We start from the raw sequence: 16,107 nt of genomic DNA on the forward strand, positions 1-16,107 counted from the left end.
TTCATTTCCATTGCCTATCGCGTCCCGGATCCGGGACGTTTTTTTGTATCCGGACGTTTGGAATTACGCTTAAGGACGCACTTCCAGGGTTATACCAAGAACAAGCTGCGGAAATTCATACCCACGAAGGAGAGGATGTGTCGTGAAAGTTCAACGACGTGCTGCACTGACAATGTTCCTTGGCTGCACGCTGCTGTTGCTGTCCGCCTGCGGCGGAACGAACGGGAACAGCGCCGGCAAGGCGGCTGCCGGGAACGACGGCGGACAGAACACCGAGGCGGCTGCCCCAAATCAAACGGAAAGCCCGGAGCTGCAGAAGGTCAAGATTGTACTCGACTGGAGTCCCAACACGAATCATACCGGACTGTACGTCGCCCGGGAACAGGGATTTTTCGCCGAAGAAGGGCTGGATGCGGAGATCCTCCTCCCCGGTTCTGGAGGAGCCGAAGCCATGGTGGCCTCTGGTGAGGTGCCGTTTGGGGTCAGCGTCCAGGAGAACGTGACGCAAAGCCGGCTTCAGGGCGTACCGCTCGTCTCCATCGCCGCGGTCATTCAGCATAACACCTCCGGCTTTGCTGCGCCTGTAGCCAAGAACATCAAGTCGCCTAAGGATTTTGAGGGCAAAGCGTACGGCGGTTGGGGTTCCCCGGTCGAAAAAGCGGTGATTCAATCGATCATGGACCTGCAGGGCGCCGATGTCGACAAAGTGAAGTTCCTCAATATCGGGGATGCCGATTATTTTACAGCCGTGAAGCGGGACATCGATTTCGCCTGGATCTTCTATGCCTGGACCGGGGTCGAGGCCGAGCTGCGGGGCGAGCCGCTCGATATGCTGTATGTCAAGGATTTCTCCGAACAGCTGGATTACTACACTCCGGTTCTCGTGACCAACGAGAAGACGATCAAGGAGGATCCGGAGCTGGTGAAGGCGTTCATGCGGGCCGTATCCAAAGGTTATCAATATTCGATCGATCACCCGGACGAGGCGGCACAAATCCTCCTGAAGGCCGTGCCGGAGCTGGACAAGGACCTGGTCGTCGCCAGCCAGAAGTGGCTGAGCCCGAAATATCAAGACGACGCAGCGCGTTGGGGCGAGCAGAAACGAGAAGTGTGGCAGAACTACTCCGATTGGATGCACGAACGCGGCTTGCTGGAGAAACCGCTGGACGTCGATGCCGCATTTACCAATGAATTTTTGCCAAGCGAATAACTTTCCACATTCCGATTTTGAAAGGATGAACAACCGATGCCAAACGCACTTTTAAGCATTCAGATCATTCCGAAAACACCGAACGGCGAAGACGTCATTCCCTATGTTGACCGGGCCATTGAAGTCATTCAGGCTTCCGGCGTTAAATATCAGGTGAATCCCCTGGAGACGACCATGGAGGGGGACCTGGATGAGCTGCTGGCCATTGTGAAGCAAATGAACGAGGCCGTCATCGAATACGGCAGCCCCGGCATAATCTCGCAAATTAAAATCTCGTACAATCCCAAAGGCGTCAGCATGGATAAGCTGATCGAAAAATATCGGCCATGAATCTCCGCAGTCTTTGGCACAGCATTTGGCCGCCCCTTGTGGCGGTCCTCTTCTTTTTATTCATATGGCAGGGCGCTACCGCCTGGTTTCACATCGAAAAATGGATCCTCCCCAGCCCGGTTGATATCGGGCGCGAAGCGGCCGCCGGTGCGGCCGGCTTAGGGGAGCACACGCTCGCAACGCTTAAGCTCATGCTGATCGGCTTTGCCATCGGAACGTTTGTGGGCCTGCTGGTAGCGTTTGTGCTCCATTACGTCCCGTTTCTCAAGGCGTCGCTGTATCCGCTGATCATCTTGAGCCAAAACGTGCCGACCATCGCGCTGGCCCCGCTGCTGATGATCTGGTTCGGCTTCGGAATCCTGCCGAAGATCATCGTCATCACGCTCGTCTGCTTCTTCCCCGTTGCGGTGGCCGCCATGGACGGACTGAGCCGTACGGATCGGGCGATGCTGGATTATATGCGGATGATCGGCGCATCCAAAGCGGATATCTTCCGCAAGCTGGAGGTGCCTTACGCCATCCCTTCCCTCATGTCCGGCGTCAAAATCGCCGCAACCTACAGCGTCATGGGGGCGGTCATTGCCGAATGGATCGGCGCGGACAAGGGGATCGGCTACTATATGATGCTGCAGAAGGCTTCGTTCCGCACGGACAAGATCTTCGTCGCCATCGCCATCATCGTGGCGATCAGCCTGGCCATGTTCGCCGGCGTCGCCTTATTGGAAAAATGGTTAATCCGCTATAAACCGGTGAACGACCGGAGATAAGACACGAAGACAGCTTAAGAAAAAGGAGGGTTCGTTCATGCGCGAGGAGTCAATAGAAAAGGAGCCGTCCGTACCCGCGCTCGAGGTCCGACAGGTTCATAAAACATTCCGCGACCGTCGCCGGGAAGTGCCGGTGCTGCAGGAGATCTCGCTGCAGGTGCCGGCCGGGGAATTCGTGTCGATCATCGGTCCGTCCGGCTGCGGCAAGAGCACGCTGTTCCATGTCATCGGCGGTTTGACCGATCCGGATCAAGGAGAGGTGCTCCTTCAGGGACACCGGGTCACCGGGCAGCGCGGACATATCAGTTACGTGCCGCAGCAGCCTGCGCTGTTCCCCTGGCGGACGATTGAGGACAACGTGATGCTGGCGCAGGAAATCGCCGGAACCCATAGCCGGAGCTCGCGCGAGGATCTTCGCCACTGGCTTGAAAAAGCGGGACTCCGCGGGTTCGAACGGGCTTACCCCCACATGTTATCCGGCGGCATGCAGCAGCGGGCTTCTTTCCTCCGGGGGCTGCTTGCCCCTCAGGAAGTGATGTGCCTCGATGAGCCGTTCAGCGCCCTCGATGCGCTGACGCGCAGCGAAATGCAGCGCTGGCTGCTGGAGATTTGGGAGGAAAACAAGCGCTCCGTCCTGATGATTACGCACAGCATCGAAGAAGCGCTGCTGCTCTCCGACACGATTGTGTTATTCTCGAATCGGCCGGCCAGCGTGCTGCATCTCATCCAAGTTCCCTTCCCCCGCCCGAGGCGTGAAGCCATCACGGAGGATCCCGAGTTTGTCCGATTGAAGCGGGAGATCGCCGCCCGGATGACCGAAGAACAGCGCAAAATGGCAGCAGGAGGAGTCTAAACCGACTCCTCCTGCGATTAGATATTCATTTCGGCGACGTCCACTTGATCCACATCCAACATCAGTTGAACCCATCTGCGCAGATGCTCGCTCTCCCCTGCGACAGCGAGCAGCCAGGTCACGGACTCTATGGATGCTTGCGACTCCGCCGGATCTGTGAGTTCGGGGATTCGGGCCAGCACTTGCTCATAGGCGCATAGTTTGGCGTCGATCAGCCGGAAGCGCATCAACCTTTGTTCACAATCGGGAAGTAAGGTGACGCGAAGGGACAGTAATTTCCTCCCCGCCTGGTTCACATGCTCCAACTCTGCCGGAGATACAAGATGGTTCCAGGAGCCTTTATCCATGTCCACCCTCCCCTGATCTCTGCGATGATGATTACATAATCGAATAAATATTCAACATTTCATCGGATAGCTGCATTAACGCATCCACAATCTCCGGATCGAACTGGGTTTCCCGATGCCGTTGCAGTTCCAGCTTGGCCTCCGCCATTGTCAGCTTCCGCTCCCGGTAATGCCTGTCCGACGTCATCGAATCGAAGGCGTCAACCACCGCGCAAATCCTTGCTTTATAGGGAATTTGCTCCCCCTTCAGCCCATCCGGATATCCGGCCCCGTCCCAACGTTCGTGGTGCCATCGGACGATATCCGCAATCCCCGGGCCAAACGCCGGATCCGCTTCAACCAGTTCCGCCCCGATGACAGGGTGCAGCTTAATAATCCTCCACTGCGTTTCCGTCAGCGGCTCCCGCTGCTCAATGATCTCACGGGGGATCATGGTTTTGCCGATGTCATGCATAAAGCATCCGCGGACGAGCATGTCCTTCTCCGAGCCGCTGATCTCGAGCGGTTCCGCGATTTTCTCTGCCAGCATAGCCACCCGAATACTATGGTGATAGGTTTCTGGATGTTTGCGCACGAGCAGATTAAACCATTTCACTGCATCCGGGCTATTCTCCATATACAGATCGTCTATGAACTCATTAAAAACAGTCAACCGTTCTGCCCCCTAAAACCTGTGTCTTCATTTGCCTTTCCCGTTCTGGAGCCGATCCTCTTTTTTTTTCGCAAGAAAAAAAGAAATTTCTGCTAGAATCGAGTTAAATTTTTATGCCTTTTACCCGATGATGATTCAGAGCAAACGGATGATCAACAAGACCATGTCGTACAATATCAATTATGCGACATGTCTAGGTAAAAAATGGTCAAAATATGGCAAGGTTTGTAATTAACTCTTGTTACATTATAGGACAAAAGAGCGATTTTTGCATTATTTTCAGCAAAAAAATAGACAAAAAGCACTAAAATATTTGTCAAAATTACATAAATTCCTTCAAACAGTCCTGTACGAAGTCCGGGGCGGCCTTTTTCATCTGCTCGACGGTATGTAGATAACGCTGTGTCGTGTTAATATGAGAGTGCCCCAGAGTTTCCTGAACCTGTTGCAGCGAGGCGCCTTGCAGCAAGGCCAGAGTCGCGTTCGTATGTCTCAGCCAGTGGGGAGTGGGCTGCTTCTGAATTCCGCTGGCGATGCCCGCTTGCTTAATGATTCGTTCAATTTGACGCGATGTAATGGGAAACAGCTTCATTTCCGGATCTGGTTCGGGGGATTTCGCCAATCTTTGCGCGTGCTCCTGGTACATGCTCCAGAGCTCGCGCGGAATTTTGACTTCGCGCGTTTTTCCACGTTTCGCATGGGTTACGGTCAACCATACGGATGTTTCAAGTAAATCGGTGTTAAAGTCCTTCCATTTGATCCCGCACAGCTCGGATACGCGAAGCCCTAACAGCACCAGGGACAGCCCGATCAAGTAGTTTCGCAAGCTTTGGCACCGCAGCGTCTCCAGCAGTTTGCCGACTTCATTGCGGGTGAGATAATGCCTGCGGCTGGTAACGGCAATGGCCGGAATGCGGATGTTCTGCGCTGGATTATGATCGAAAAAGCCGATGCCGCGGTCGCTGCCCCATTTATAGAACGACTTCAGCGGCGCGATAAAGGCGGCGACACTGGCCGGAGCCAACGGTTTTTGGGCATCGCGGTAGAATCCCTTCGTAAGGTAGATTTTATAGGCTTCAATTTCCCGCCAGGTGACCTCCCGAAATGGGACCCCTGAGAGGAATTGTCTAAATTGTTCCAAAGCCCGGAAGTAGTTTCTGCGGGTATTTGGCGCTTTGGCGCACGCCGTCAGAAACATCTGAATGATCTGCTCGTCCTGATACTCTTGAGCGACGGGTAAATGAAACGGATATTGCTGAGCTACAGCAGACAAATAATTAGTACTCATATTTGAAGTGGACCTCCTGTTGACGTTAATTTTGTCGCATAATTGATATTGTACGACATGGTCTATTTGGCTGTGATAAATAAACCTTTCTCTGGATGTGTGTTCACTCTACAAAATGAGGTAAGCTTCGAAATCCGCCGAACCGCATTACACAAAAAACAGATATAATAAAGACATGCTGTTAACCTGTTTCTGGAAAGGGTCTGGTGAGATGTCCTGCGTTCTTCATGGTTTGCCTTTGGAAGTCCAAGTCCCGTTGGTCGACGCCCATATTCATTTGGACCTTTACGATGAGGTCACTCGGGAACGCCTGCTGCAAGAGCTGCCGGGTTGCGGGGTGGAATCCGTGGTTGCCGTTTCGATGCATCTGGCTTCCTGCAAGCTGAACCGCGCGTTGGCGGAACGCCATCCGAGCCTGGTGCACCCGGCATTTGGATTTCACCCCGAGCAGCCGATCCCCGCGGACGGGGAAATCGAGCTGCTGTTGGATTGGATCAGGCACCATGTCGGGGATATGGTTGCCGTAGGTGAGATCGGACTCCCTTATTATGCTAGGCAAGAAGCGCTGGAGCAAGGAAAATCCTTTGATCTTGAACCCTACGTCGACCTGCTGGAGAAGTTCTTGGCCCTCGCCAAGTCGATCGATAAGCCGGTTGTGCTGCATGCAGTCTACGAGGACGCCGACCTTGTCTGCGACTTGCTGGATCGGCATGGCATTACGAAGGCTCATTTCCACTGGTTCAAAGGTGCCGAACCCACGGTGCGGCGTATGGCGGAGCGCGGCTATGCGATCTCGTTTACGCCGGACATCGTCTACGAATCGGAAATTCAGGACTTGGCCCGACGTTATCCGCCCGATCAGGTCATGGCCGAAACCGACGGCCCCTGGCCGTTCGAAGGACCGTTTGCCGGACAAATCACCCACCCGCGCATGATCAGTCACGTCGCTATGGCTTGGGCGAATCTTCAGGCTCTGACCCCTGAGGAGGCTGCGGCGACATTATATCGGAATGCGCAGCGTTTCTATGGATTGTGACGAACGAATCTCTCTAACCCGCATGCAAAGAAGCTGTCCCCCAGGCCATGATGACCCGAGGGACAGCTTCTCTGCGTTTAGTTCAATTCAAAACCGCGTTTTGCCAAAAATTCGCGCATATGCAATCGCGCCGGCTGAGCCAACTTCTCAGCCATCAGCTCCGACCAGGGCGTATCCTTCGTCCCGCCGGTTCGTTCCCGCAGATACTTGGACATCACCTCGTCATATTGGGCCACCTGTTCTTCCTGCCCATCGGTGTCGTAGCTGTCCCAGTGCAGCACGGCCGACAACGGGAGCCGCGGCCGCAGTCCCGGATCCTGATCCGGGTATCCAAGGCACATCCCGAAGACGGGGTACGCCAGCCGCGGAAGGCCAAGGCATGTCGCCACTTCTTCGCTTCGATTTCGGATTCCGCCGATATACACGATGCCAAGTCCTAATGACTCCGCAGCAATCGCGGCATTTTGCGCCGCCAGCGCCGTATCGACCGTGGCTACAATAAAGTTCTCCGTCGAGCCTTCATAAGTCGTTTGCGAAGGAATATGCTGCTCCGCCGCCCGTTTTAATCTCGACAGGTTGGCGCACCAGACTAGGAATACCGGACATTCGGCCACATACGCCTGATGTCCGCAGAGCTCGGCCAGCTTGGATTTTCGATCCGCATCCGTCACCGCAATCACGCTATAAGCCTGCACATTGCTGGAGCTGGAAGCCATTTGCGCCGCGGACACGATTTGTTCGACCCGCTCCCGGGTCACCGGGCGGTCGCTGTATTTACGTATCGAGCGATGCGCCATCATTTGGGATATCGTCTCGTTCATCTTTTTTACACTCCTGTTCCCTGCATATGGTTAGTTTTATTATGGAACTTTCCACCATTGGAAGCAAGGCGCCTCCCTTTCATGAAGCAGGCCGCGCAGTCGCCCGAGACTTATTGCAAAAGCTTCAACTCTATTAGACGAAGAACCCGGTGTACAGCAGATAGATCGCCATCCCCCAGACAATCAGCGCAGACGCCCGGTTAATGCCTCGCAGCAGGGCACCTCCCCGGTCCAGGCTTCCGACGATTTTACCCGCCATCGCCAAACCGATAAACCAAAGCCAAGACACCAGGATCGTCGCCAGCGTAAACGCCCATTTCGGGCCGCCGGTATACCCCAGCGAGCTTGTCCCGATGACGCCAACCGTATCCAGAATCGCATGCGGATTCAGAAACGTCACCGACAATGCGAAGACCACCTGCTTCTTGGCCGGCAGCCCGGAGGGTCCGGCAGAGGCCGGCGCAGATGCGTCTCTCCAGATCGTCCAGCCGATGTACAGCATAAAGGCAGCCCCGGCCGCAAAGAGTGCGATTTTCAACCAGGACCACGATAACACCAGCACCGAGACCCCCAAAACGGCCAGCAAGATCAGTATTGTATCGCCCGCTGCGGCTGTCAGTACAGCTGGCATCGCCCGGCGCAGTTTACGTCCGGCTGCCCCCTGATTAAACACGAACACGTTCTGCACTCCTAACGGCAAAATCAGGCCAAACGCCAGTAAAATTCCATGAATAGCCGCACCTAACATACGCTCTCCCCCTTTGATCTCTAACCCGAACCTAATTGTACCCGGCCGCTCTCCATTTGGCTCCATCCATTTGGATGGAACTCAAACCAACCAAACGATATAATAGGGAAAATAACGTCGTTCGCGCAATACCGTTACAATCCTGCAGATAAGGGGGGCTGGCAAACATGAACGATTCGACTTGGCGTCCCAGCCGAAATTCGCCGATCCCGCTCCATCGCCAGATCATGGAGCATATACGCGACCTGATCGCCGGCGGCGAATGGCCGGTTGGCACGCGCATCCCTTCCCAGCGGGAGCTTGCCGTCCGCTTCGGCGTCAACCGCAGTACCGTGGTCGCTGCGCTGGACGAGCTGATCGCCGCCGGGTTGCTCCAGGGCAGCCGGGGCGGCGGCACCCGCGTCGTCAACCGGACCTGGGGAGTACTGACCGCTTCCCCGCCGCCGGACTGGAACGAATACGTCAGCGCCGGTGTGCAGGTCCCCAATCTGCCGGCCGTGCAGGAGATCAACCGGGCTGAGTTCCGACCCGGCATCCTGCGGCTCGGCACCGGCGAAATCGGGCCTGACTTGCTGCCTCAAGCCGAAATGGCCGAACTGCTGACGCGAATGGCCGCAAATGCCCCGTCCCTCGGTTATGGCGAACCCAACGGGGATCTGCGGCTGCGTGAGGCGATCGCCGCCAGGCTGAGTCTGCAGGGCATCACCGTGTCGCCGGCGTCACTGCTGATCGTGTCCGGTGCTCTGCAGGCGCTTCAGCTCATAGCCGTCGGCCTGCTTCACCGGGGACAGACCGTGCTGACGGAACGCCCGTCGTATCTGTATTCAGTGCCCGTGTTTCAGAGTGCCGGGATGAAGCTGCGGGGCGTACCGATGGATGAACAGGGGCTGCGCGCCGATCTGGTTGCGGTATACGCCAAGCAATATTCCGGCTCCTTGCTGTATACCATCCCGACCTTCCATAATCCGAGCGGACGGGTCATGAGCGAATCCCGGCGGCGTCAACTACTGGAGGTCTGCGAGGCGGCCCGCTTACCTTTGGTCGAAGACGACGTCTACCGCGAGCTATGGCTGGACGATCTGCCGCCGCTTCCGCTAAAAGCCTATGACACCAGCGGAAGCGTGCTGTATTTGGGCAGCTTGTCCAAATCGCTGAGCCCCGGGCTGCGCATTGGTTGGGTCGCCGGCCCTCAGCCCGTCATCGAACGGCTGGCGGACATCAAGATGCAAAGCGATTACGGCTCCAGCGCTCTATCGCAGCAGATGGCGGCGGAATGGCTGGAGAGCGGTCGGTACGACCTCCATCTGGAGCGGCTGCGGGCTGCGCTCCGCCTGCGGCGCGAGGCGATGCTGGGCGCTTTGGAGCGGCATTTCCGTGACATCGCCGACTGGGAGGTGCCGAGGGGAGGTTTTTATGTGTGGCTGAAGCTGCACGGCTCCCCCTCCCCTCGCAAAGTTTTTGATGTTGCGCTGAAAGCCGGCCTCCTGGTCAATCCGGGGCATTTGTACGACCGCGAGGCGGACGGCTGCTTACGTCTCTCTTACGCCTATGCCAAGGCCGAGGAACTAAGCGAAGGCCTCGCCCGCTTGAGCCCCATTGTGCGCACCTTGGTTTAGCCAGGCCAGGAAACTATTTGCCGCTTGAAGGCGTTTATATACACGAAGGGGGAATCCGCATGCGTATGCAAAAGGGGCTGCGATTATGCCTGGCCTGTCTGGCCGCTGTGTCCATATCGATCATGGCCGCCGCCTGCACTTTAAGCGGCAAAGAGGACCCATCGACCACTCCGCCGGCAGTTGAACAGCCCGCTCCGGAGCAAGACCCATCGCCCGGCGAGACGGGGAAGCCGGAAGTGGAAACGGGCAATGTGCCTGACCCGGAGGAAGCCGCGAACGGCAACGAGGAACCTGGGATTGCGGACGGGGACATGGACGGTTCGGCCGGACAGCTCTACGCCATGACGTTTGAGGCCATGCTGAAGCTGGACGAAGCGTTGAATCGCGAAATGAACTATATCGCCGTCGACCTGAGCGAAATGACGCAGCTTACGGAAGACGATAAAGCCTATATTATTGAGTATTTGCAAAGTTTCGACACCGAAATCCGCGACCGCACACTGGAGCAATTGATTGAGGAAGAGCAACCCGAGTCGGACAACGCGGCGCTAAAAGGAGTCTTGCTGCGCGTCGACAAGGTCGAAATTAACGAAGACTCCGCGCGGATCGAGGGCTCCAAATACCGCTCCGGCACCGGCGCGGTCGGCGCCAAAATCACCCTGAAGCTCGAGCAGGGCGCCTGGAAGCTGTCCGACTCCGAGATGACCTGGATCAGCTAAGGCGAAGGCCGCGGCCTGTGGCGGCCAGAGGCGCGTGACGGCTGGGCAGAGGGCCGACCCGGCCACGGGGGGCGAGCCGTGGCCGNGCATTTTGAGGCCAAACCCCATCCCCTGGACGAAAATGTTGTAAAAAGTGCAGCATTTTCGCCTAAATTCGCGCTAAATGCGAAAAAATGTTGCAGGTTTTGCATCATTTCGGTTCCTCTACTTTACAACTCGAGCAAAATGCTGCAGGTTTTGCAACATTTTATCTCCAGTTCCTCCAGGTCACGACCACCTTACCTCCCGCACCATCAACTCGCAACACGCACCCAATTACCGCCCCTACACCACACACTTATTAATTAGTCATCCCCCCCTTCCCAGCCGCATTTTCACATAGCCCCCAACCTCTGTACTCTCGCCCCATCCAGCAATTTAGTAATTACTTCCACTCCACCCGCATCATCCAGAGGATCCACTCATCTCCATAGACACCCTCTTATATGCACCCTACGGGCCTCCTAACTCACCACTCCATCCAAGCATCCTTACTAAACTCTTACCGAAGAACAGGGAGGCAACATCTGATCTACCTAAGCCCACCCAAAATGTTGCATTTCATGCAGCATTTTGAGGCTAAACTCCGTCCCCTGGATGAAAATGTTGTAAAAAGTGCAGCATTTTTGCCCGTGTCCGCGCCAAACACAAAATAATGTTGTAGGTTTTGCAACATTCCAGTGACTTCACCCTACAACTCGAGCAAAATGTTGCAGCAAATGCAGCATGTCCCCTCAGTTCCTTTAGGTCACGATCGCCTTCTGCACCATCGCTTAAAAAAAGCTCTGCTCCAATAGCTGCCCCCCACTTCATCCCTCCTTCGACAAGCCGCCCACCCGGTCGAGCCACGATCTCCCCGAATCTAGATTTACATTTTATTGCAAAAGTGATATCATAACAGTATCAATTCAATATGCAATTGAAGGAGTGTCATCTAGGATGAAAGAAAAAGAAATTTCGTACCTGAACGGTTTTGTCGCCCTGTTGTTCATTTTTGGATTCTTAGCCTTGGGGGCTTACCTCATCACGCTGCTCGAGGTCGTCTCTATCATCGGCGGCGCATTCTCCATCGTTATCGCCTTTGTGCTTTTGACCGGGCTGACGATCGTCCAACCCAACCAATCGGCGGTTGTGACCTTCTTCGGCCGTTACCTTGGCGTGATCCGCAAGAGCGGCTTTTATCTGGCCCTCCCGTTTTCGACCCGCAAGAAAGTGTCGCTGCGCGTTCGCAATTTCAACAGCGCCAAGCTGAAAGTTAACGACGTGAACGGGAACCCGATCGAAATCGCCACCGTGGTCGTGTTCTCGGTGGTCGACTCCGCCAAAGCGTTGTTTGAAGTGGACGAATACGAAACCTTCGTTGAAATCCAAAGCGAAGCCGCACTGCGCCATGTGGCCAGCAAATATCCGTACGACCAGTTAGACGACTCCGGCTTCTCCTTGCGCGCCAATACGGAAGAGATTGCGCTGGAGTTGACCGGCGAACTGCAAAACCGCCTGGCCATCGCAGGGGTGAAGGTGATCGAATCTCGCCTGACGCACCTGGCCTACTCGACCGAAATCGCCAGCGCGATGCTGCAACGCCAACAAGCGGAAGCGATTATCGCTGCACGTGAGAAAATCGTCGACGGCGCCGTCACCATGGTGCAAATGGCCATCGAACGACTCCAGGCCGGCCAGGTCGTCGAGCTGGATGACGAACGCAAGGCCGCGATGATCAACAACCTGCTCGTCGCCGTCGTATCCGACCGTTCCGCCCAGCCGGTCATCAACACCAGCACCTTGTATTAATTGAGGGGTATCCATTCACGATGGCCAGCAAGAAGAGCTTCCCGCTTCGCCTTGACCCGACTCTCTATCAGGCTTTGGAACGCTGGGCGGCAGACGAATTCCGAAGCGTGAATGGGCATATCGAATACCTGCTGCGAGAAGCTTTGCGCCGCGAGGGGAGATTGCCTTCCACCCGGGTGCCGGGCAAGGAGGAGGAGAAGCATGATACAGACGAAAGCAATTCGTAAGACGTGGTGGGAGCCAAAGTCGACGGCCCTGCTGAAGGAATATGCCAAAAGCTCCGGGGGAGCTTACACCGCCGGAAAGATCCGGGGCTGGAAGTACAAGGGACAGCATGTACGGGTACCGCTCCCCCATCGTTTCGGAAGCTGCGAGGTGATGGTCACCGACCCGAACAACGACTCATCCGGCAACGCGTACGTGATCACCGTCAAATACAGCTACCGGCCGCGCCGCAAGCTGGAGTTCGTTTTATTTTCGGCCAAGCGGCATGTTCTAGCGTGGTTTGTCGGCGGGCTCCGGGATACATCGCTCCCGAACTCCGCTATGAACAAGCGGTTTCGGGCCAAGGCTTCCCACCCCAGCCTGCTGCGGTCGGCCTTGAAATATGAAAGGCTCGAGAAGCTGTTGGATGTCCATCCTCACGTTCATTTCCGGCTGCGAATTCAGAGTGGGCGGGCCACATTAACCTGTACGGAAAAGTTCAAAAAGCCCGACATCCCCGCCATTGCGGCAGCTGTCGAGCTTACGAGAACGATGATCCTTGCCCTGGAGGAGCTAGGAATTATCGGCGATTCTCCCTCTCATCCGATCCAATAACGCAAATAAACCAGCCCTCAAGATGCAAAGCCCAAAGCCGGGACGCACCCGGAGCTTTGCCCATGAGGGCTGGTTTTGTGTTTTACAGCTTCACCCGCTGCAAGCGCAGCGCGTTCAGCACGACCGATACCGAGCTGAGCGCCATCGCCGCACCGGCCAGCCACGGAGCCAGGAAGCCCGCGGCCGCCACCGGGATGCCGATCGTGTTGTACGCGAGCGCCCAGAACAGGTTCTGCTTGATGTTGCCCATCGTGCGCTTGCTCATGGCGATGGCATCCGGTACGCCTTCCAGGTCGCCGCGCATCAACGTCACATCGGCGGCCTCCATGGCCACGTCGGTGCCCGTGCCGATGGCGATGCCTACGTCGGCCACGGCCAGCGCCGGCGCATCGTTGATGCCGTCGCCCACCATCGCCGTCTTCAGGCCGCGGGCCTGCAGCTTTTTCACTTCGGCGGCTTTGCCTTCCGGCAGCACCTCGGCCAGCACCTCGTCGATCCCGACCTCGGCGGCGATCGCTTTGGCGGTGCGCTCGTTGTCGCCGGTGATCATGACTACGTGAAGGCCCATCTCCTTCAGCCGCGCCACCGCGGCTTTGGACGTCTCCTTCACGGTGTCGCTCACGGCGACCATGCCGGCATAGACGCCGTCCACCGCCACGAGCAGCACGGTTTGGCCGGCCGCCTCCAGCGCGGCCATACCGGCCTCCGCGGCGGCGACGTCGACGCCTTCACGCGCCATCAGGCGGCGCGTGCCNCTGGGCGGCCTCGAGATGCTCGCCGCCCTTAAACAAGATGCCGTACTCCGCGGCCCGCCCGGACCCGGCCATAATCGACGTTGGCGTCGCCAGCCCCAGCGCGCAAGGGCACGCGATGACCAGCACGGCGATCGCCTTTTCCAGCGCCTCGGCGAAGCTGCCCGGCGTCACGAAGAAGAACCACACCAGGAACGTAACCACAGCAATCCCAACTACGATCGGGACAAAAATCCCGGAAATCACGTCCGCCACCCGCTGAATCGGCGCCTTCGAGCCTTGCGCCTCTTCCACGACGCGAATGATCTGCGCCAGCGCGGTTTCGCTGCCGACCTTGGCGGCCTGCACGCGCAGCACGCCGTGTTTGTTGACGGTCGCGCCGATCACTGCATCGCCTTCCTTCTTCTCCACCGGGATGCTCTCCCCGGTCAGCATCGATTCATCCACCGACGAAGCGCCGCCGACCACCAACCCGTCGACCGGAATTTTCTCGCCCGGCTTCACGATTAACACATCCCCCGGGACAACCGCCTCGATCGGCACCTCGGTCTCAACGCCGTCTTTAAGAACAAGCGCCGTTTTCGCCTGCAGCCCCATCAGCGTTTTAATCGCCTGCGAGGAGCGGCCTTTGGCCAACGCCTCGAACCATTTGCCGAGCAGGATCAGCGTAATCAGGACCGAACTCGTTTCATAATACAGCTGGGGGGTATGCCCATGCGGCATGGATAATGACTCCAGGCTCAGATACAAACTGTAAAAATAAGCCGCCGACGTCCCAAGCGCCACTAAGACGTCCATATTTGCGCTGCGGCTGCGCAGCGCCTTGTAAGCCCCGACGTAAAACCCGCGCCCAATGACGAACTGCACTGGCGTTGCCAGCACGAGTTGGAACCACGGGTTCATGAACAGTTCCGGCGTCCAGATCCAAGAGGTGAAGGAGAAATGTCCGGCCATCGCCCACAGCAGCGGGAACGCCAGTACCGCCGAGACTACCAGCTTATTTCTCTGCTTGCGGATTTCCCGCGAGCGGATATCCTCGGACTCCTGCTCGGACGGCTTCAATACCGCGCCATAACCCAGTTGACTCACCTTATCAATGATCTGCTCCAGCGAGACAGCGCTCGGCTCATACCGCACTTGCGCGGTTTCCAGCGCCAGATTGACGTTGGCCTGCTCTACGCCAGGCAGCCGGTTCAATCCCTTCTCGATCCGGGCCGCACAGGCGGCACAGGTCATCCCGGTAATTTGCAGCGTCGTTTGATCGTGATCCGCGCTGCTCATCGGCAATGCTTTATCCATAACTATTCCTCCATCTCAAAACCCACAAAGTTTAATACCCCATGGGGGTATATTCCAGACGAGCGAATCCTTCACCCCCGGGAGTCCGGCTTCCCCGGTATCCCCGAATTTTCGGGGGATCAAAGCGCCCGCCGCCGATACCGCAAGCTTCGGGCTCCGAACCCCCGACACCGCCTCGCACCGGAATCAGACTACGTCGTAGCCTTGATCCTCGATCGCTTCCTTGATTTGCTCTAACGTTACTTTCGTTTCGTCGAAAGTCACATCTACCTTTTTCGCAGCCAGATCGACTTTACCTTCCGCACCAAGCCCGGCAACCGCACCCTCGACCGACTTCACACAATGATTGCAGGACATGCCTTCCACGTTTAATGTAATCTGTTGCATATCAAATTCCTCCCATAATATAAAATAAAATCCAACCTTGCCGCGTACCCCCGTGGGGTTCCGCCGTTATTTCATGAGCTTGTTGACCGTGACTAACAGTTCGTCGAGCACTTCCGTCTCCCCAGCCTGAATCCGCTCGATCACGCAGCTCTTCATATGTCCCTCCAGCAGCAGCCGGCCCACACTGTTCAGCGCGGATTGCACGGCGGCGATCTGGTTCAGCACATCGTCACAGTAAGTATCCCTTTCGATCAGCCCTTTGATACCGCGGATTTGCCCTTCAATCCGGTTCAAGCGGCTGGTCAGATTATTCTTCATCGCTTCGGAATGGTGGCTGTGTCGTACCATCTTGCCATTCTCCGTCGCGTCAGGTCCTTCGCAATGCTCCCCGCAGTGCGCGGACGTCGGATGTTCCTGCTTCTCCATCTTCGCCATACGTCTCTCCTCTCCAAACCCGCGTGGTTTGCTGTGGTAAACTCATTATAATATACCCCCACAGGGTATGTAAAGTGTTATTTTCTCGCTCATTCAAAATAGATTCGATCCGAGGCCTGTCCAGCGATCCGTTCTCTTTTAAACTAGATACGTGATCCTTGATGAGTCTGGACACCTACTTGTCGACGTCTCCTTAGG

17 protein-coding genes and 1 pseudogene are annotated in these 16,107 nt (G+C 56.5%); 10 read left to right on the forward strand and 8 right to left on the reverse strand.

Going from position 1 to position 16,107, the window contains the following annotated elements; genetic code table 11:
- Window positions 1–172: 172 nt before the first annotated feature.
- The 4 genes from BN3795_RS01010 to BN3795_RS01025 are packed head-to-tail and all read left to right on the forward strand — an operon-like array spanning window position 173 to window position 3,160.
- Entirely contained in the window at window positions 173–1,210 is a 1,038-nt protein-coding gene (locus BN3795_RS01010; RefSeq protein WP_068782969.1) for an ABC transporter substrate-binding protein, read from the forward strand.
- Window positions 1,211–1,246: 36 nt separating this feature from the next.
- Window positions 1,247–1,540 carry an MTH1187 family thiamine-binding protein gene (locus BN3795_RS01015; protein WP_068782887.1) on the forward strand — a complete coding sequence of 98 codons (294 nt, stop codon included), beginning with the start codon at window positions 1,247–1,249 and terminating at the stop codon, window positions 1,538–1,540.
- A complete protein-coding gene (locus tag BN3795_RS01020; RefSeq protein WP_068782888.1) occupies window positions 1,537–2,307 on the forward strand; it encodes an ABC transporter permease in 771 nt (256 codons plus the stop codon). The genes BN3795_RS01015 and BN3795_RS01020 overlap by 4 nt, the downstream gene beginning before the upstream one ends.
- Window positions 2,308–2,344: 37 nt before the next feature.
- Window positions 2,345–3,160, forward strand: a complete 816-nt coding sequence (locus BN3795_RS01025; protein ID WP_068782889.1) for an ABC transporter ATP-binding protein — start codon at window positions 2,345–2,347, stop codon at window positions 3,158–3,160.
- Between the two features lie 17 nt (window positions 3,161–3,177).
- On the opposite strand, the gene BN3795_RS01030 is transcribed toward BN3795_RS01025, so the two are convergent.
- The 3 genes from BN3795_RS01030 to BN3795_RS01040 all read right to left on the reverse strand — a co-directional run bounded on the left by BN3795_RS01030 (window position 3,178) and on the right by BN3795_RS01040 (window position 5,447).
- Window positions 3,178–3,507, reverse strand: coding sequence for a hypothetical protein (locus BN3795_RS01030; RefSeq protein ID WP_068782890.1), 330 nt, complete (start codon window positions 3,505–3,507; stop codon window positions 3,178–3,180).
- A 31-nt stretch (window positions 3,508–3,538) separates the two neighbouring features.
- A complete protein-coding gene (locus tag BN3795_RS01035) occupies window positions 3,539–4,159 on the reverse strand; it encodes an HD-GYP domain-containing protein (protein WP_110944922.1) in 621 nt (206 codons plus the stop codon).
- Window positions 4,160–4,481: 322 nt separating this feature from the next.
- Window positions 4,482–5,447 carry a tyrosine-type recombinase/integrase gene (locus BN3795_RS01040; RefSeq protein WP_068782891.1) on the reverse strand — a complete coding sequence of 322 codons (966 nt, stop codon included), beginning with the start codon at window positions 5,445–5,447 and terminating at the stop codon, window positions 4,482–4,484.
- A 211-nt stretch (window positions 5,448–5,658) separates the two neighbouring features.
- Between BN3795_RS01040 and BN3795_RS01045 the strand changes: the two genes are divergently transcribed.
- Window positions 5,659–6,483: a TatD family hydrolase gene (locus BN3795_RS01045; protein ID WP_068782892.1), complete on the forward strand. Its 825-nt coding sequence runs from the start codon at window positions 5,659–5,661 to the stop codon at window positions 6,481–6,483.
- Between the two features lie 77 nt (window positions 6,484–6,560).
- On the opposite strand, the gene nfsA is transcribed toward BN3795_RS01045, so the two are convergent.
- Window positions 6,561–7,304, reverse strand: coding sequence for an oxygen-insensitive NADPH nitroreductase (nfsA, locus tag BN3795_RS01050; RefSeq protein ID WP_068782893.1), 744 nt, complete (start codon window positions 7,302–7,304; stop codon window positions 6,561–6,563).
- Between the two features lie 133 nt (window positions 7,305–7,437).
- A complete protein-coding gene (locus BN3795_RS01055; RefSeq protein ID WP_068782894.1) occupies window positions 7,438–8,052 on the reverse strand; it encodes a LysE/ArgO family amino acid transporter in 615 nt (204 codons plus the stop codon).
- Between the two features lie 167 nt (window positions 8,053–8,219).
- Between BN3795_RS01055 and BN3795_RS01060 the strand changes: the two genes are divergently transcribed.
- The 5 genes from BN3795_RS01060 to BN3795_RS01080 all read left to right on the forward strand — a co-directional run bounded on the left by BN3795_RS01060 (window position 8,220) and on the right by BN3795_RS01080 (window position 13,036).
- Entirely contained in the window at window positions 8,220–9,668 is a 1,449-nt protein-coding gene (locus BN3795_RS01060) for an aminotransferase-like domain-containing protein (RefSeq protein WP_068782895.1), read from the forward strand.
- Window positions 9,669–9,727: 59 nt separating this feature from the next.
- Window positions 9,728–10,387, forward strand: coding sequence for a hypothetical protein (locus BN3795_RS01065; RefSeq protein ID WP_068782896.1), 660 nt, complete (start codon window positions 9,728–9,730; stop codon window positions 10,385–10,387).
- A 978-nt stretch (window positions 10,388–11,365) separates the two neighbouring features.
- On the forward strand, window positions 11,366–12,217 hold the full coding sequence (locus BN3795_RS01070; RefSeq protein WP_068782897.1) for an SPFH domain-containing protein: 852 nt from the start codon (window positions 11,366–11,368) through the stop codon (window positions 12,215–12,217).
- A 20-nt stretch (window positions 12,218–12,237) separates the two neighbouring features.
- Complete coding sequence (locus BN3795_RS01075; protein ID WP_068782898.1) at window positions 12,238–12,444, forward strand: hypothetical protein; 207 nt, start codon at window positions 12,238–12,240, stop codon at window positions 12,442–12,444.
- On the forward strand, window positions 12,419–13,036 hold the full coding sequence (locus BN3795_RS01080; protein WP_068782899.1) for a hypothetical protein: 618 nt from the start codon (window positions 12,419–12,421) through the stop codon (window positions 13,034–13,036). The genes BN3795_RS01075 and BN3795_RS01080 overlap by 26 nt, the downstream gene beginning before the upstream one ends.
- Before the next feature lie 82 nt (window positions 13,037–13,118).
- On the opposite strand, the pseudogene BN3795_RS01085 reads toward BN3795_RS01080, so the two are convergent.
- From BN3795_RS01085 to BN3795_RS01095, 3 genes and pseudogenes are all read right to left on the reverse strand, one after another.
- A pseudogene (locus tag BN3795_RS01085) lies at window positions 13,119–15,087 on the reverse strand (heavy metal translocating P-type ATPase).
- Window positions 15,088–15,273: 186 nt separating this feature from the next.
- Window positions 15,274–15,474, reverse strand: coding sequence for a copper chaperone CopZ (gene copZ, locus BN3795_RS01090; RefSeq protein ID WP_068782900.1), 201 nt, complete (start codon window positions 15,472–15,474; stop codon window positions 15,274–15,276).
- Between the two features lie 66 nt (window positions 15,475–15,540).
- Window positions 15,541–15,909 (reverse strand): metal-sensitive transcriptional regulator, encoded by a 369-nt coding sequence (locus tag BN3795_RS01095; RefSeq protein ID WP_068782901.1) that lies wholly within the window; start codon window positions 15,907–15,909, stop codon window positions 15,541–15,543.
- Window positions 15,910–16,107 lie beyond the last annotated feature (198 nt).

Source organism: Paenibacillus phocaeensis (genome assembly GCF_900021165.1).
In the GTDB taxonomy this organism is placed as follows: Bacteria; Bacillota; Bacilli; order Paenibacillales; family Paenibacillaceae; genus Fontibacillus; species Fontibacillus phocaensis.

Coding starts and splice junctions, on each gene's coding strand:
- BN3795_RS01095 (WP_068782901.1), bottom strand. CDS start 15,909: ATGGCGAAGATGGAGAAGCAGGAACATCCGACGTCCGCGCACTGCGGG.
- BN3795_RS01020 (WP_068782888.1), top strand. CDS start 1,537: ATGAATCTCCGCAGTCTTTGGCACAGCATTTGGCCGCCCCTTGTGGCG.
- BN3795_RS01060 (WP_068782895.1), top strand. CDS start 8,220: ATGAACGATTCGACTTGGCGTCCCAGCCGAAATTCGCCGATCCCGCTC.
- BN3795_RS01010 (WP_068782969.1), top strand. CDS start 173: ATGTTCCTTGGCTGCACGCTGCTGTTGCTGTCCGCCTGCGGCGGAACG.
- nfsA (WP_068782893.1), bottom strand. CDS start 7,304: ATGAACGAGACGATATCCCAAATGATGGCGCATCGCTCGATACGTAAA.
- BN3795_RS01040 (WP_068782891.1), bottom strand. CDS start 5,447: ATGAGTACTAATTATTTGTCTGCTGTAGCTCAGCAATATCCGTTTCAT.
- BN3795_RS01065 (WP_068782896.1), top strand. CDS start 9,728: ATGCGTATGCAAAAGGGGCTGCGATTATGCCTGGCCTGTCTGGCCGCT.
- BN3795_RS01055 (WP_068782894.1), bottom strand. CDS start 8,052: ATGTTAGGTGCGGCTATTCATGGAATTTTACTGGCGTTTGGCCTGATT.
- BN3795_RS01025 (WP_068782889.1), top strand. CDS start 2,345: ATGCGCGAGGAGTCAATAGAAAAGGAGCCGTCCGTACCCGCGCTCGAG.
- BN3795_RS01015 (WP_068782887.1), top strand. CDS start 1,247: ATGCCAAACGCACTTTTAAGCATTCAGATCATTCCGAAAACACCGAAC.
- BN3795_RS01070 (WP_068782897.1), top strand. CDS start 11,366: ATGAAAGAAAAAGAAATTTCGTACCTGAACGGTTTTGTCGCCCTGTTG.
- BN3795_RS01045 (WP_068782892.1), top strand. CDS start 5,659: ATGTCCTGCGTTCTTCATGGTTTGCCTTTGGAAGTCCAAGTCCCGTTG.
- BN3795_RS01080 (WP_068782899.1), top strand. CDS start 12,419: ATGATACAGACGAAAGCAATTCGTAAGACGTGGTGGGAGCCAAAGTCG.
- BN3795_RS01030 (WP_068782890.1), bottom strand. CDS start 3,507: ATGGATAAAGGCTCCTGGAACCATCTTGTATCTCCGGCAGAGTTGGAG.
- BN3795_RS01075 (WP_068782898.1), top strand. CDS start 12,238: ATGGCCAGCAAGAAGAGCTTCCCGCTTCGCCTTGACCCGACTCTCTAT.
- copZ (WP_068782900.1), bottom strand. CDS start 15,474: ATGCAACAGATTACATTAAACGTGGAAGGCATGTCCTGCAATCATTGT.